At 39.4% G+C, this 15310-nt stretch carries 15 protein-coding genes and 1 pseudogene; 4 read left to right on the top strand and 12 right to left on the bottom strand.

Features of this window, described 5'->3' with window-relative positions; all coding sequences use genetic code 11:
* Window position 1: 1 nt before the first annotated feature.
* The 3 genes from I6L31_RS00665 to I6L31_RS00655 all read right to left on the bottom strand — a co-directional run bounded on the left by I6L31_RS00665 (window position 2) and on the right by I6L31_RS00655 (window position 2997).
* Window positions 2-658 (bottom strand): response regulator transcription factor, encoded by a 657-nt coding sequence (locus tag I6L31_RS00665; RefSeq protein WP_005003739.1) that lies wholly within the window; start codon window positions 656-658, stop codon window positions 2-4.
* A 116-nt stretch (window positions 659-774) separates the two neighbouring features.
* A complete protein-coding gene (locus tag I6L31_RS00660) occupies window positions 775-1134 on the bottom strand; it encodes a NirD/YgiW/YdeI family stress tolerance protein (protein WP_005003738.1) in 360 nt (119 codons plus the stop codon).
* A gap of 105 nt (window positions 1135-1239) precedes the next feature.
* Complete coding sequence (locus I6L31_RS00655; RefSeq protein WP_005003735.1) at window positions 1240-2997, bottom strand: GspE/PulE family protein; 1758 nt, start codon at window positions 2995-2997, stop codon at window positions 1240-1242.
* Window positions 2998-3144: 147 nt separating this feature from the next.
* On the opposite strand from I6L31_RS00655, the gene I6L31_RS00650 reads away from it, so the two are divergent.
* On the top strand, window positions 3145-4083 hold the full coding sequence (locus I6L31_RS00650) for a sensor domain-containing diguanylate cyclase (protein WP_005003734.1): 939 nt from the start codon (window positions 3145-3147) through the stop codon (window positions 4081-4083).
* An 11-nt stretch (window positions 4084-4094) separates the two neighbouring features.
* Here the strand turns inward: I6L31_RS00650 and tsaA are convergent, their stop codons facing one another.
* Window positions 4095-4808 (bottom strand): tRNA (N6-threonylcarbamoyladenosine(37)-N6)-methyltransferase TrmO, encoded by a 714-nt coding sequence (tsaA, locus tag I6L31_RS00645; protein ID WP_005003732.1) that lies wholly within the window; start codon window positions 4806-4808, stop codon window positions 4095-4097.
* 104 nt (window positions 4809-4912) lie between these two features.
* Here tsaA and I6L31_RS00640 point away from each other — a divergent pair, with 104 nt between their 5' ends.
* Complete coding sequence (locus tag I6L31_RS00640; RefSeq protein WP_004989772.1) at window positions 4913-5692, top strand: ferredoxin--NADP reductase; 780 nt, start codon at window positions 4913-4915, stop codon at window positions 5690-5692.
* Window positions 5693-5746: 54 nt separating this feature from the next.
* Here I6L31_RS00640 and I6L31_RS00635 read toward each other — a convergent pair.
* The 3 genes and pseudogenes from I6L31_RS00635 to I6L31_RS00625 all read right to left on the bottom strand — a co-directional run.
* Window positions 5747-6064, bottom strand: a pseudogene (locus tag I6L31_RS00635) (GntR family transcriptional regulator); the annotation flags it as partial.
* A gap of 187 nt (window positions 6065-6251) precedes the next feature.
* Window positions 6252-6920, bottom strand: coding sequence for an isochorismatase family protein (locus I6L31_RS00630; protein ID WP_004989775.1), 669 nt, complete (start codon window positions 6918-6920; stop codon window positions 6252-6254).
* Between the two features lie 319 nt (window positions 6921-7239).
* Window positions 7240-8064, bottom strand: coding sequence for a DODA-type extradiol aromatic ring-opening family dioxygenase (locus I6L31_RS00625; protein WP_005003727.1), 825 nt, complete (start codon window positions 8062-8064; stop codon window positions 7240-7242).
* A gap of 191 nt (window positions 8065-8255) precedes the next feature.
* Here I6L31_RS00625 and trhP point away from each other — a divergent pair, with 191 nt between their 5' ends.
* The gene (gene trhP, locus I6L31_RS00620; protein ID WP_005003723.1) at window positions 8256-9623 is read left to right on the top strand and encodes a prephenate-dependent tRNA uridine(34) hydroxylase TrhP; all 1368 of its coding nucleotides are present in this window, start codon (window positions 8256-8258) and stop codon (window positions 9621-9623) included.
* A gap of 2 nt (window positions 9624-9625) precedes the next feature.
* Window positions 9626-9880: a YfhL family 4Fe-4S dicluster ferredoxin gene (locus tag I6L31_RS00615; protein WP_005003720.1), complete on the top strand. Its 255-nt coding sequence runs from the start codon at window positions 9626-9628 to the stop codon at window positions 9878-9880.
* A gap of 178 nt (window positions 9881-10058) precedes the next feature.
* On the opposite strand, the gene ahpF is transcribed toward I6L31_RS00615, so the two are convergent.
* The 5 genes from ahpF to rnk form a co-directional block, all read right to left on the bottom strand.
* Window positions 10059-11618, bottom strand: coding sequence for an alkyl hydroperoxide reductase subunit F (gene ahpF / locus I6L31_RS00610; RefSeq protein WP_005003717.1), 1560 nt, complete (start codon window positions 11616-11618; stop codon window positions 10059-10061).
* A 115-nt stretch (window positions 11619-11733) separates the two neighbouring features.
* Window positions 11734-12648 carry a hypothetical protein gene (locus tag I6L31_RS00605; protein ID WP_005003716.1) on the bottom strand — a complete coding sequence of 305 codons (915 nt, stop codon included), beginning with the start codon at window positions 12646-12648 and terminating at the stop codon, window positions 11734-11736.
* Window positions 12649-12690: 42 nt separating this feature from the next.
* Window positions 12691-13836 (bottom strand): toxic anion resistance protein, encoded by a 1146-nt coding sequence (locus I6L31_RS00600; protein WP_005003714.1) that lies wholly within the window; start codon window positions 13834-13836, stop codon window positions 12691-12693.
* Window positions 13836-14627 carry a hypothetical protein gene (locus I6L31_RS00595; protein ID WP_005003711.1) on the bottom strand — a complete coding sequence of 264 codons (792 nt, stop codon included), beginning with the start codon at window positions 14625-14627 and terminating at the stop codon, window positions 13836-13838. Before I6L31_RS00595 ends, I6L31_RS00600 begins: the two co-directional genes overlap by 1 nt.
* A gap of 230 nt (window positions 14628-14857) precedes the next feature.
* A complete protein-coding gene (gene rnk, locus I6L31_RS00590) occupies window positions 14858-15244 on the bottom strand; it encodes a nucleoside diphosphate kinase regulator (protein WP_005003710.1) in 387 nt (128 codons plus the stop codon).
* Between the last annotated feature and the right edge of the window lie 66 nt (window positions 15245-15310).

Here is a 15310-nt window from a genome sequence, read left to right as displayed (position 1 = left end):
TTTACTCACCCATTCGATAGCCCAAACCACGAATGGTTTTAATCAAAGTCGCACCGATTTTTTTACGCAACTGATAAATATAGACTTCAATGGCGTTACTTTCGATTTCCTCGCCCCATGCATAAAGCGATTCTTCAAGTTGTTCACGCCTTACAATCCGTTCAGGGTATTGCATTAATTTATATAAAATCTGGAATTCTTTCGCGGTTAAATCCACAATATGCTGATCTAGCAATACCGTTTTAGCATGGGTATCTAGTTTGAGTTGTTTCCATTCTAAAATATGGCTATTGGCACGTTGCTGAGAACGCAACTGGGCGCGTACGCGGGCAGAAAGTTCATCCAGACTAAAAGGCTTAACTAGATAGTCATTTGCCCCCAAATCCAACCCTGTCACCCGATCTTCAATCGTATCTTTGGCAGTGATAAAAATAACAGGCGTGATCGGCTGATGCTTGCGTAAAGCCACTAATACATCATCCCCTGTCGCTTTAGGTAAACCTCGATCTAGCAAAATACAGTCGTACTGGTGTTGTTCAATGGCGGCAATCGCATAATCGCCACGTTCAACCCAATCCACACGATAGCCATCCATTTCGAGCCATGATTTGATACTTTCTGCTTGGGAACAATCATCTTCTGCTATTAATATGCGCATGTGCGATCTCAAGTGCTTTATCATTAAATAGATCTGTTTTCACTATAAAGTAAAAAAACCGCAAATCTAAAATCAGACATGCGGTTTCTCTGGAGAAGAACGTTTAGGGTTTACTGTTAAAATTGAACGCTATCCACATCAATTTCAACACGTTTTGTCGGGATACGGTCAATATCAACTTCACCGATCAACGTTACGGTTGTAGTGGGAGAAATTGCACGACCTTGCCATAATTCATCATCAATATCGACTGTAATCGTACCAGTAGTATCTCTGAATTGATATTTTTCATCTCCCAAAGATTTAACCACCTGCCCTTTAAGCATTACAGGTGCATCATCTTTCATGGTCAAAGCTTGCTTCACACTTGTCACTTTTGTTGGCGCTAAAGCAGACTGATTAACAGGTGTCTGTGCAGATACATAACCCGTGGTTGCTAAAGTTGCAGCTAATAAGATATTACGCATCATATTCATTTTAATGACCTCATTGGTGTCGGTGTATCGAGTTGATTCATTCAATACGCATAAATTAAACAAACAAGATGAGGTGAATCTTAGGAAAATTTGCGCTTAGGCTATTTAGCTGAGTGGAACAACACGCAAAACCTCTTCTAACGTGGTAACGCCTTCAATCACTTTACGCGCACCTGCAATCCGCAATGGCTCTACACCTTCTTTTTTAGTTTGGGCGCGTAATTCATTTAAGGTCGCATGGGCACTAATTAAATGTTTAACTTCAGTACTTACAGGCATAAACTCATAAATACCAACACGTCCTTTGTAACCCGTGTTACGACATGCTTCACAGCCCACTGCACAATAGACAGTTTCAGGCATATCCATAATGTAATCAAAAGTCAGGTGTTCCCACTCCTGTTCATTAATCTGGGTTTGCACTTTGCAATGCGGGCATAACTTTCTGACTAGACGTTGTGCCAATACACCCAAAATGGTTGCGGCAGTCAGAAATGGCTGGACACCAAGATCATGCAATCGAGTTAAACTGGAGGGTGCATCATTGGTATGTAAGGTAGAAAGTACCAAATGACCTGTTAATGCTGCTTGTATCGCCATATTGGCGGTATCCTGATCACGTACCTCACCCACCATGATGATATCGGGATCCTGACGCATTAAAGCTCGGACACCATCGGCAAAACCAAGTTCAATGGCAGGATTAACCTGCATCTGATTAAAACTGGGTTCCAACATTTCAATCGGGTCTTCAATGGTACAGACATTAACCTGTTCAGTTGCCAATTGTTTTAACGATGAATAAAGTGTCGTGGTTTTACCTGAACCTGTCGGTCCCGTAACTAAAATGATGCCGTGACTATGCTGAGTGAGTGTATTCCAGTCATTGAGTAAACGTCCTTCAAATCCAAGTTGTTGGAAACTACGCACCAAAACTTCTGGATCAAAAATACGCATCACCATTTTTTCACCAAACGCAGTCGGCAAAGTCGAAAGACGTAGCTCTGTTTCTTGTCCTTTAGGTGTTCGGGTTTTTAATCGTCCATCCTGTGGTTTACGCTTTTCTGCAACATTGAGTCGTCCCAAAATTTTAATCCGCGCAATCACCGCAGTTAAAGTATTTGCAGGCATGTTATAAATGGTGTGCAAAACACCATCAATACGGAAACGAACCTTGCCTGTATCTTTACGTGGTTCAAGGTGGATATCACTTGCACCCTGTTCAAAAGCAAACTGTAACACCCAATCGACTAACTTGACGATGTGTTGATCATTGGCATCAGGGGTTTGCGTATCGCCTAATTGTAAAAGTGCTTCGACGCCTTTATTTTCCCGATCATAACTACCCGAATTTTGCGATGAATTGACCGCGCGACTGACCTGATAATATTCAACCAAATAGCGATGTAACTGTTCAGGATTCAAAATCACCCGTTCAATTTTTTTCGGACTCAAGCTACGCTCAAGATTGACCAACCAGTCTGTCATAAACGGTTGGTCTGTCCCAATTAAAACTGAATCTGCTGTCACACCTACCGCTAAGATTTTATTGCGTAAAGCAAACTCTTGTGACATCACCGACGTTAATTTACCAACATCAGCTTTTAGTGGATCAATCACATAAAATGCCAGCCCTGATTTTTCCGCAAGCCATTGACTTAAACGCGTGCTGTTTAATACTTTATCTGGTGATTGTTGGTCTTTAAGATTGAATTGGGCAATCCATTGAATCGGGTGCCATTTCAACTGATCTTTCTGACGATGTGTGGTTTGAATCAATAATTTATCACGCTCAGTGATGCGCCCATCTTTTAATAATTGTTCTAAACACCAAACCGTATCTATTTCAAAATTAAACTTCATTGTTATACCCCGAACACTCTACACAATATAGCAGAGTTCATTTGCAATGTATTTTTTAGTCTTTAAATTAGGGATATGCAGCCGCCCAAAATTGTTTTAAAGTGCCATAAAAAGCACCAATAAAATATCCAGATCATAGGCGGCTAAATGAGTTCAATTGCATTTAAAAACTTTCATGACGCAGGACAAGCAGTACTGCATTTTTTACGTCAAAAATTTGGCTTTGATTTATGGATGATCACACGTGTAGAAGGCAATGACTGGATCGTATTACAGGCCGAAGATCATGGTTATGATGTCAAACCTGGCCGCGTTTTTAATTGGGCAGATTCGTTTTGCTCACATATGGTACAAGGACACGCACCACGGATTGCGCCACGTTCTGAAGATGTTCCACTTTACGCTTCTGCACCTATTGCCCAACAAGTCAATATTAAAGCCTATATCGGACAACCTCTGGTTAAAGAAGATGGCAGTCTATTTGGCACTTTGTGCGCGATTGATCCAGAACCAAAGTCTGAAAAAATTATTGAAGATGGTGGTTTGGTTGAATTATTTGGTAATTTACTCAGCCATATTTTACAGCGTGAAATCCGCGAAAATGAACAAATTCGTTTACATGAACGCCTGCAAAATGAAGCTGTCATTGATGCCATGACGGGTGTCTATAACCGCCGCGGCTGGAATCAATTCATTTGTACAGAAGAAGAACGTTGTAAAACCTATGGACATCCTGCTGCTGTTTTCATGATTGATTTGAACGGCTTAAAAGCAATCAATGACCAACAAGGACATGCCGAGGGCGATCGTTTTATTGAACAAGCTGCTTTTATTTTAAGAAATTCACTACGTCAGGAAGATTTACTGGCACGTTTAGGCGGCGATGAATTTGGAATCCTGATACTGGGTTATGACCATGATCATCTGGAACAATTAAAACAACGCTTACTGGAACATTTGGCAGATGCTAAAATCAGTGCTGCAATTGGTTACGCGATGCGCCATCCAAGTCAGGGGCTGGAAGACGCATGTAAACACGCTGATCAGCAAATGTATATCCATAAGCAACAGTGTAAAGCAGACTAAAATAATGCTGCTCATTCAGTAAAATCAACAATCTCAATGTATTGTTCATTCACACTGAAACTAACATCAAACTGAGCAAATTTCATTTTATAAATCCGCTCAGGATCATCCTGATACGCAGGTCGTGGGTCAAGAGACAATACTTGTTCAAGCTCATCCACAATCTGAACCGTCAGTTTTTTCTCACCTAAATATTTTTGTCGTAGCGCATCAGCATCCGTTGTCCACATGACTTTTTTTCTCGCGGGTTCATGCTGTGCATAGCCACTTTGCGCATTTTCGATGGCATCTGAATAATGAATATAAGGTTTAATATCTAAAATAGGCGTTCCATTCAGTAAATCACTGCCTGTCACATAAATACGAAGTGTTTTGTCTATTTTTTCAATTGATTTAAATTGCACCACAGATAACCCAATCGGCGCAGGTCGATACATACTACGGGTCGCAAATACACCGATTTTTTTATTACCACCCAAACGCGGTGGGCGCACTTGCGGACGAAATTTTTCAAGCTCCTGCTGATGTTTATTGTCATGAAACTGCCAAATCAGCCATAAATGACTAAATTCCTCGATACCTTCAAATGCCAATGGATCATTATAGGGTTCATACATTTCAATATACGATTCGACTTGCACCAGATTAGGCTGGCGCGGAATACCAAACTTTTCACGGTAAGGCGAATGCATGCTGCCGATGATTGGCAAATTTACAGAATTCATCATCACTTTTTCTTATAAACACAATTAAATATATTCAGTTTATCGAGAATGATTTTAGATTAGAATAGCAACCTGTTTTCTTTTGATCGTGATTGAGACCTTTAATGGCTGCTTTTAACGTTGAACGCATCACCCATGTTCACCACTGGAATGACACTCTTTTTAGTTTTAAAACCACACGCGACACCGCACTGCGTTTTAAAAATGGTCAGTTCGTCATGATCGGGCTTGAGGTCAATGGCAAACCATTAATGCGTGCCTACTCAATTGCCAGTGCTAATTATGAAGAAGAACTTGAGTTTTTCTCAATTAAGGTTCAAGACGGTCCACTGACTTCGATTTTACAAAAAGTACAAGTGGGCGATGAAATTTTGATTTCTAAAAAGCCAACAGGTACTTTGGTACATGATGATATTAATCCAGGTAAAAACCTGTATTTTCTTTCTTCAGGTACAGGTCTTGCACCATTCTTATCGTTAATTCGTGATCCTGAAACTTATGAAAAATTTGAAAAAGTGATTTTGGTTCATGGTACACGCTGGATTAGTGAATTGGCTTACCAAGATCTAATTTTGAATGAATTACCAAATAATGAATGGTTTGAAGAATTAGACATCAAAAACAAATTGATCTACTACCCAACTGTGACACGTGAACCCTTTGAAAATGAAGGTCGTGTCACCACTGCCATTGAAACGGGTGCATTATTTGAAAAAATTGGTTTACCACCATTTAACCCAGAAACTGACCGTGCGATGCTTTGTGGTAGCCCACATTTCTTAACTGATGTAGCTGCACTTTTAGACAAAGCTGGTCTTAAAGAATCTCCGCGTATGGGCGTTTTAGGCGATTACGTAATTGAACGTGCATTCGTTGAAAAATAATCTGCCTTCATGACCAAAAAAACCGAGAAAAATTTCTCGGTTTTTTTATATTCATTATTTTTGAAGCTTTTTATTTTGAAAGATATCCACTAGATTTGGCGACTTGGTATTTGGCTGTTCATCTAAAAAGCTCCGCGCATATTCACCTAAATGTGCTTCCATCAATTGAATGGCTTTTTGCTCATCACCTTGCTCAATCGCCTGCAAAATTGCCTCATGTTCTTCAACCGAACACTGATTTGGTTTGGTTTCATACATCCCGATTAACAAGGAAGTTCTGGCAATTAAAGTTTGCAAATATCCTGTCACGATCGGATTATGATTGGCTTCACATAAACAAATATGAAAATCACCAGAAAGCTTAATCCACTCTTTAATTCAATGAAAGTACCAAAAAAGTTGCTGTATCCACCACCGAAATTATTGCTTTTTTTCCAGATCAAAACAATTTTGTCTGTAAGACAATATCAAGATTATTCAATATTAAATAAAAAACCCAAATTCTTAGCGAGAATTTGGGCTCATGATTCTATCTATAATCAAATAAAATTAATTTATCTTATTGATATTTATCCAAGTTGGTTTCTGGACCATCGCGAACAACCGCTTGTGCTTTATCAAAGCTCTCCATTAAGCACTTGTATTCTGGACATACATGATCAGCAAGAATTCCTGCAAAACGAGAACCTTCAGGTCGATTCCAAGTACGCATTAACTCAGCCACAATCGCAAAGGTATCTGTTGGAATTGCACCAGCTTGAGTCACACGTGCAATGGTTGTGTCAGTTGCTAATTTACTCCAGTTACCTGAAGCATCAATCACACAATAAACATTATATCCTTCCTGACGGGCGCTCACTGCCGGAAAAGCCAAACATACGCTGGTAAGCGTACCTGCAATAATCAGTGTTTTTCTACCAGTCTTTTTAACTTCATCTACAAATAATGGATTATCCCATGTATTAATTTGACCTGTACGTGGTACATAGACAGCATGAGGAGCATAATGATGTATTTCTGGAATTAATGGCCCATTTGGCCCATCAGGTACAGATGCCGTTGTAATAACGGGGATATTTAATAAGGATGCAGCCTTTGCAATGGCAATGACGTAATTGCGTAAGTCTGGGACCGGAACATCTCTTACTGTATTGAATAAACCACTTTGATGATCGATCAGTAAAATAACTGAATCGTCTGGATCTAACATTCCATTTGTAGCAGCCATAGATCACTCCTTATTCTTACGAAATTAAAAATGAAAACAATTATTTAGATTAATAATTTTTCATTTGATGACACAGCCAACAGTCTAGAATTAGTGTGGCTATCAACTGATGGTAATGTCAAAAAAGAATGATAAAAACTTAATTTAAGCTTAATTTTGTAAAGAAATATCAATTTATTTTAGGTATTACATGAATCATCAACCAAAAAATAAAATAATGATAAGACGAACAAAAAAAGCGATCTGTTGAATTCTCCAGATCGCTTCTAACTAATTTAACTATGCTGATAAGATTCAAGACTAGATCAATACATTGAATCTATAATTTAAGCTCACCAAAAGCAAAATTGGAAACCGACAAACCGCCCATAAATTGCTCTTCGTGATAATTACGTGCGGCTAATTCCTGTTCTGCGGCACCTACAGCCACCATCAATGGCAATAAATGCTCCTCACGAGGATGCGCAACGCGCGCCGCAGGAGCATGTTCCCAATCGTTCAATAATGCATTACGTGCATTGCCCTGATGCTCAACCACTGTTTCAAACAACCACTGATCAAAGGCACGTGAAGGCTCTGCCGCATGAGCATTGAACATACGCAAGTTGTGATAGCTGAGTCCACTCGCCACAATCAACACATTTTCATCACGTAACTGCGCTAAAGCACGTCCCATCTCGATATGTTGTTGCGGATTTAGTCCTTTTTTCAAAGACAACTGTACCACTGGAATATCCGCCGCAGGGTTGATGATCTGCATTGGCGAAAACATGCCGTGATCGTAGCCACGTTGTGCATCGGTCGCCACTGAAATATTCGCTTGTTCTAGCAATTCCACAACACGTTCAGCCAGTTCTGGTGATCCAGATGATTCATAACGTACCTGATAGGTATGTGCAGGAAAACCACCATAATCATAAATCATATCGGGTTGCGATGCCGTCTGAACTGTAAATTCTGGCGCTTCCCAATGCGCAGAAATCATCAAAATGGCTTTAGGTCGTACTACTACAGAATCTAACAAATCACCCAGTGATTGGGCCAGATTGGCATAAACCGTATTCAGATAATCAGGCATCCACGGCCATGGTCCACCACCGTGCGAGATAAAAAATACAGGCTGTCGATGATTTGCAATTTTCATGGATATTCCCTCAGGTTTTATTCAATCATTGTCTAATATTTAATAAGCATTATCAATGCAACAACAATAATAAAAACAGAACAATCAGATGCATTTTTAGAACGATTAATCCTGACTAATTTGCTAGGTTGAGCAAAACACTGAGTAATTTTAAAATAATCACTTATATTTACTATGCCTTTTCAATTGCCATGAAAACTGAGTTGCTCTCTCCTGCTGGATCACTAAAAAATATGCGTTATGCTTTTGCCTATGGGGCAGATGCAGTTTACGCAGGTCAACCGCGCTATAGTTTACGTGTTCGTAATAATGAATTTGATCATGACAACTTGGCTATTGGAATTCATGAAGCACATGCTTTAGGCAAAAAGTTCTATGTGGTGGTCAATATTCAGCCACACAATAGTAAACTCAAGAATTTTATCGCTGATTTAGAGCCTATTATCAAGATGCAACCAGACGCACTGATTATGTCTGATGCGGGTTTAATCATGTTGGTTCGTGAACATTTTCCACAGATGCCCATTCATTTATCGGTACAAGCCAATGCCATCAATTGGGCAACGGTAAAATTCTGGAAAGATTACGGTCTTACTCGTGTCATTCTGTCACGCGAACTTTCGATTGAGGAAATTGCGGAAATACAAAAGCATGTTCCAGATATTGAACTCGAAGTGTTTGTACATGGCGCATTATGCATGGCTTATTCGGGCCGTTGTTTGCTTTCGGGTTATATGAATAAACGTGATGCCAATCAGGGCGCGTGTACCAATGCCTGTCGTTGGGAATATAAAATTCATGATGCCTTGGAAAATGAAACTGGAGATGTGATTCCTACCCAGCAACTCGCCTCCACACACAGTTGCTGTCGTCCACAAGATCATCAAGCTCCGTTCACGCAACCCGTTTTGGTACAACGCAATGATGAGGAAATGTTTGCTGCTGAGGAAGATGAACACGGCACTTATTTTATGAACTCGAAAGATCTACGTGCGGTACAGCATGTAGAGCGTTTAAGTCAGATGGGTATTCACTCCTTAAAAATTGAAGGTCGTACCAAATCTTATTTTTATTGTGCGCGTACAGCACAGATTTATCGTAAAGCCATTGATGACACATTGGCGGGCAAACCTTTTGATCCAAGTTTGATGAAACTGCTCGAAGGTTTAGCAAATCGCGGCTACACCGAAGGTTTCTTGCGTCGTCATGTGCATAGCGATTATCAAAATTATGCTGATGGTTCTTCACATTTTGATTATCAGCAATTTTGTGGTGAAGTTCTGGAACGTAATGGCAATTATATCAAGATCGATGTCAAAAACCGTTTTGATGTCGGTGATGCATTAGAGCTCATGACCCCACAAGGAAACCTAAGTTTTGTCCTCAGTGAAATTTTGGACAATAAAGGTCAGCAAATCGAGAGTGCCAAAGGCTCGGGATATGTGGTTGAAATTCCATTAGATCCGAGTATTGATATCAAATATGCACTCCTGATTCGAAACCTACCGCATGCCACAGAACAGATTTCATCTTCTGCTTTGACATATGCTGCGGAGTAATAATGGCTTTATTGATCACATCTGAATGCATTAATTGCGATATGTGTTTGCCAGAATGTCCAAACACTGCAATTTTTGAAGGAAAACAGGTCTATGAAATTGATGCAAATCGCTGTACAGAATGTGTCGGGTTTTACCCTGAACCCACTTGTATTGCAGTTTGTCCGATCAACTGCATCATAGTGGATCCTGCACATATTGAAGATCAAACACAGCTCATGGATAAGTTTAAACAACTCAATATAATTTCGCATTAATTGAAAAATAAAAAAAAGGAACTTGACTGTTAGAGGATCAAGTTCCTATAAAATGAATTTTAGAATAAATCTAAATCTGAAAGCTCTTAAATATGAATGCCTTTAAATTGACAAGCCGTTAAATGAGAAAGCAAAACAGTCGAAATTGCTTTGCTTTCCATTATTTTGAAAGGCGCGTTTAACTATTCCGAATAATATAATCAAACGCTGACAAAGAAGCTTTCGCCCCTTCACCTGTGGCAATAATGATCTGCTTATATGGCACAGTGGTACAGTCACCAGCAGCAAATACACCTGCTACATTGGTTTCGTTACGCTCGTTGATAATAATCTCACCGCGTGGACTTAACTCGACTGATCCTTTCAAGAAGTCTGTGTTCGGCAATAAACCAATCTGTACAAAAATTCCTGATAGTTCAATGCTGTGTTCTGTCTCTGTAGCACGGTCTTTGTATTTCAAAGCGGTCACCTGAGCACCATCACCGACGACTTCTGTTGAAAGCGCATGGGTGATGACGCTTGCATTCGGCAAGCTATTTAATTTGTCCTGTAACACTTGGTCTGCACGAAGTTTGGTATCAAATTCAACCAAAGTCACATGCTCCACAATACCTGCCAAATCAATTGCCGCTTCAACACCCGAGTTACCGCCACCAATCACCGCGACTTTTTTGCCTTTAAACAATGGACCATCACAGTGTGGACAATACGCTACACCACGAGTCGCATATTCCTGTTCACCCGGAACGCCCATCTTTCTCCAGCGCGCACCTGTCGATAAAATCACGGTTTTCGATTCAACTTTGGCGCCATTTTCCAATTCAACTTCAACCAGACCTGAAGCAGTTTGATCGGCACCGACAATTTTACTGACACGTTGCAGATTCATGATATCGACATCGTACTCACGTACATGTTTTTCCATATCCGCAGCAAACTGTGGACCTACAGTTTTTTGTACAGAAGTAAAGTTTTCAATGTCCATGGTGTCCATGACCTGACCACCAAAACGCTCTGCGATCATGCCTGTGCGAATGCCTTTACGGGCTGCATAAATCGCCGCAGTACCACCCGCAGGACCCGCACCCACCACTAATACATCAAAAGCCTGTTTGGCATTAATTGCCGCTGCATCTTTTTCAGCAGCACCACTGTCCAGTTTTGCCACAATTTCTTCTAAGGTCATACGACCTTGGCCAATATGATTGCCATCTTGGAACACCATTGGAACTGCCATGATTTTGCGTTGTTCCACTTCATCTTGGAAGAAGGCACCATCAATCATGGTCGCAGTGGTATTGGGGTTATAAATTGCAATCAGATTCAGTGCCTGAACCACATCTGGACAGTTGTGACAGCTTAAAGATACAAATACATCAAAGTCTGCTTTAAGATTCAAACCTTTAATCTGGTTGAGCAGTTCATCAGAGACTTTCGGTGCATAACCCGAAGTTTGTAACAAAGCTAAGATCAATGAAGTAAACTCATGACCCATCGGTAAGCCCGCAAAGAACACACGTGGTTGTTCACCGACTTTGGCAATACCAAAACTTGGACGGCGTGTATTTTGACCATCAAAACGGGCCGTGACTTGATCAGAGAGTTCCGCAATTTCAGTGACTAATTCTTTGATCTTGGCAGCTTTGTCTGAATCATCCAGAGCAGCGACCAATTCGATAGGACTTTCTAAACGTTCTAAATAGGCTTTTAACTGAGTTTTGATATTTTGATCTAACATAATCAAGCTCCAAAGGAGTAAATTTTTAACTTGTTGAGAATATTACGATAAAACTTTAAATAGGTGAAACAGTATGTTTTTATGATTTTAATCGGTTTTACCGAACATAAAATCATTATTCACTTTTTTGCTCAATCCGCTCTGCTCGATTCTTAAGATTTAAGGCTAAAGCATAGGTCATCATTGCAATAAGTGCAGCCAATAAACTGATTCCCCAACATAAGAGTTTCACCATTTCAGAAAGTTGTTGAGCTTGATCCGCTTGTTTTTGAACACTTTGTGCCAATGGCGTGACTGCTTTCCCATAAAGTTGCTGCTGCATGATCCAAAGCTGTTCAGGTTTAAAGCCATATTCCATAAAATGCGGATCCTGACGTTCTTCACGGATCAAATGTGAAACATAAGGTAATGCTGTCTCTTTATCCACTGGTCGGTGTAATAAAGCAGTTTGCGCTAAAAGATAATCTTTCACTGCATCAGGTGTATCCACATTTTTCAACTCATGCGCGATTTGGCTTTGCTGAATACTTTGATCATAAGCCACCAATTCAGCATAAGCTTTGGCTTGATCACTAGTACGGTCATATTGCCAGTAAGTCAAACCTGACCAGATGAGAATAAATCCAATTAACCACGCCACAAAGCGTAAAATCAGTGAACGAAAACGTAACTGAAAAAATTTAAATTTTTTTAAAATTCGGACAAAAATAAAAGCGCCAAAAAATGCAGCAAAAATTTTTAAAAACAGCCAGCCGAACCATGACAGTAGATTGCTAAAATAATCAGACTGTTGATCCAGCAATAACTGATCAGCCATCGCCACAGGAATATGTAATTGTTCGACTTGTTGGCTCAAATCAAAAAAACTATAGACCAACGCCTGTTGAGTAAATGATGCAACCAACGCAATGATAAAAATCCCTGTTACCGTTAGACTCAACAGCATCACACGATGTTGACGCTTTTTGAGTTGGGTCAATCGAGACTGTATCGACTGAATATTCATCGGAGCATTTTCGATGGGTGGCAACCTACTCTCCTCATACTGTTTGACCTAAGAGTACCAATTTATTTACTGCTTTAAAGCAGTATCATGACTCGACTCAATGACCAGTTGATTTAAATTTTGCTGAAGTGTACGTAATCTCGTTGCCGCTTCATCGCGCTTTTGCATACCTTCTTTTTGAACTTGAATCACATCGTTAACCGTTTTAATGAGGGTATTTTGCACATGTTCAAGGGTTTCAATATCAATCACCGAACGTTGATTGGCTTTAGCTGTATCAACTGAATTTTGATGTAATAAATCAGCATTTCGACGCAATAAATCATTGGTTGCATCATCAATACTCTTTGCCAATTGCACGCTGTTTTTTTGTTCCTGTAAAGAAATTGCCAAACTGATTTGATTTTTCCATGCAGGTAAAGTGATATTTTTAATCGCATAAAATTTATCCACCAACATTAAATTATTGGACTGAATAATACGAATCATCGGCAAAGTTTGCATGGCAGACTGCTGTAGAACTTGTAAATCACTGACCCGTTTTTCTAAATTATTCGCAAGATGGTTCAGATCATAGATCTGCTGAGTCATTTGTTGATTCTGTTCTTGCTGATTTAATTGAGCAATCTGTTGCTGAATTTCCTGCTGTTTGATCTTACCCGCAGCAACATGAACACCAAGTTGTTTATATTCGTCTTGCACCGCATCAAACATTTTATCCAAAGTATTCACACGGGACTTTAGTCCGTTTTGGGATTGCTCAATTTCTTTGACCAAAGCATCGATTTGTTCTTTCGTGGTATTAAAATGTTGATCAAAACTTTGTTTGGCACCCTTAATTTTATTCAACAAACCGCCTAAAATCGGAATAGATGAGCCTTTCGGTTTATTCAAGATGCTCGATGTATTGAGTTGCTGGGCAACTTGAACTACTTCATTTAATTTTTGTCCTGTCGTATCCAGATCTTTATTTTGAACCAGATTCAGGAGTTCATCGGTGTAGGTTGAAGTCTTGGTCGCAATATCCTTACCATATTCAGAAACACTACTGTGCGTCATATCAGTCAATGTCTGATGTGCATCCATCACCTGAGCAAAATCTTCAGGCTGTAAACCTAGCTCTTTTAAGTTTAAACGCTCAAACTCTTGCTGCTGAAGCTCTGTAGATTGTTCGACCAGTATATTTTTATGGTTAGATTCGGATTGTGACATTATTCCACCCTATTTTTCTCTAATGATTTTTTTAAAGTATTCATCAATATTTCACGACTATGATCCAGCTTTTGCAATTCTGCAACTGAATTGCCTTGCATGCTCTGTTTGAGGTGATATTGCCAAGCAGGAATCAAGACTTGTTGCGCCTCCTTAAAACGATCTAATAAGGTAAAAGAAAGTTGCTCGGCCAATTGCATTTGCGTAATAGCGATATCATTACTCGCTTGCAAAGTTTGTAAGGTGTTTATTTTTTTAGATAATCGTTCTGCAAAATTATCCAGTGGATGTCGCTGCTGAATAAAAGCAGGATATTCCTGCAAAAATTCTTGAGCCGCAATGATATATTTCGCCATCTGTTCACGTAAACCTAGTACCTGTTGGACACGCGCCTGTGATTTTTGAATTTCGATTTGCAAGCGTTGACTTAAAAAACTGGCTTGATCAATCAGACGTTCCAATTCAGTTAAGTAATTCAACTGCCCATGATCATATTCGATATCAATGCCTAACCATTTTTGTAATGCATTAAATTTACGTTTCTTGAGCACTTTGTTAGATTGCGCTAACTTCTCAATCAATTGAGAAATGACCTTGCTCAATTCTTGATTGAGCTTGGGATCAACCCCATTGAGCAATACCGACTGCGATTGAATCAGCTGATCGGCATAATGATTGAGCTGATATTGATTATCCAGTAAAGGCACCAGATCATTGCGTTTGATCGCCAAAATTGCTTTTGGATCAACTTCAATCCGATCTAGCGGAATCAATAAATTAAATTGAGTCATAATCAACCAATATATTTTGTCAATTCATCATAGGCACAAATCGATATAGTGCAAAGTCTATTTTTTATATCAACATGATGATTTTATGTTAAATCTTAAATTTTTCATCTCACCATTTTGCAAATAGACATTAGACGTCTTTCATCAGTCCTTTTTATTTCTCCCTATTGAGAGAAAAATAAAAAGAGTTTAAACCATGAGAAAGCAGTCTATTACAGATATTTTCCTTCTCATTCAGGCTGATAAATGACTTTTTCAATTTTAATTTTCATCAATTGACCATCAGGCTGTGGCCATTCAATACTCTGCCCTTCTGTCAGTCCCAAGATCGCCGCACCCACAGGTGCCAAAATATTAACCTGACTTTTATCACCTGTAAAATCATGTGGATAGACTAAAACAATCTCAACAGAATCTGTTGAAGGTGCAATGGTGATACTCACTCGGGAGTTCATGGTGACCACATTTTTTGGAATATTTTCAGGATCAACCACTTCTGCTCGCGCCAGTTCATTTTCTAAATGCTGCATGGTCGAGCTTTGAGTCGTTTGATGTTCAAGCATCGTTTCTAAACGATGTAGATCTTGCGAGGAAATAATAATATTAGGCTGAGACATGTTATAAACTCCTTAAATCTATCAATTTTCAAAACAAATGACTTAAATATAATTTTATTGTTATAT

It is taken from the genome of Acinetobacter septicus (assembly GCF_019355975.1).
Lineage (GTDB): Bacteria > Pseudomonadota > Gammaproteobacteria > Pseudomonadales > Moraxellaceae > Acinetobacter > Acinetobacter ursingii.
The sequence above is the reverse complement of the archived record's forward strand: the minus strand, read 5'-3'. Positions and strand labels throughout refer to the sequence as shown.

Coding starts and splice junctions, on each gene's coding strand:
- rnk (WP_005003710.1), bottom strand. CDS start 15,244: ATGTCTCAGCCTAATATTATTATTTCCTCGCAAGATCTACATCGTTTA.
- I6L31_RS00640 (WP_004989772.1), top strand. CDS start 4,913: ATGGCTGCTTTTAACGTTGAACGCATCACCCATGTTCACCACTGGAAT.
- ahpF (WP_005003717.1), bottom strand. CDS start 11,618: ATGTTAGATCAAAATATCAAAACTCAGTTAAAAGCCTATTTAGAACGT.
- tsaA (WP_005003732.1), bottom strand. CDS start 4,808: ATGAATTCTGTAAATTTGCCAATCATCGGCAGCATGCATTCGCCTTAC.
- I6L31_RS00625 (WP_005003727.1), bottom strand. CDS start 8,064: ATGAAAATTGCAAATCATCGACAGCCTGTATTTTTTATCTCGCACGGT.
- I6L31_RS00595 (WP_005003711.1), bottom strand. CDS start 14,627: ATGACTCAATTTAATTTATTGATTCCGCTAGATCGGATTGAAGTTGAT.
- I6L31_RS00650 (WP_005003734.1), top strand. CDS start 3,145: ATGAGTTCAATTGCATTTAAAAACTTTCATGACGCAGGACAAGCAGTA.
- I6L31_RS00615 (WP_005003720.1), top strand. CDS start 9,626: ATGGCTTTATTGATCACATCTGAATGCATTAATTGCGATATGTGTTTG.
- I6L31_RS00630 (WP_004989775.1), bottom strand. CDS start 6,920: ATGGCTGCTACAAATGGAATGTTAGATCCAGACGATTCAGTTATTTTA.
- I6L31_RS00600 (WP_005003714.1), bottom strand. CDS start 13,836: ATGTCACAATCCGAATCTAACCATAAAAATATACTGGTCGAACAATCT.
- I6L31_RS00665 (WP_005003739.1), bottom strand. CDS start 658: ATGCGCATATTAATAGCAGAAGATGATTGTTCCCAAGCAGAAAGTATC.
- I6L31_RS00655 (WP_005003735.1), bottom strand. CDS start 2,997: ATGAAGTTTAATTTTGAAATAGATACGGTTTGGTGTTTAGAACAATTA.
- I6L31_RS00660 (WP_005003738.1), bottom strand. CDS start 1,134: ATGAATATGATGCGTAATATCTTATTAGCTGCAACTTTAGCAACCACG.
- trhP (WP_005003723.1), top strand. CDS start 8,256: ATGAAAACTGAGTTGCTCTCTCCTGCTGGATCACTAAAAAATATGCGT.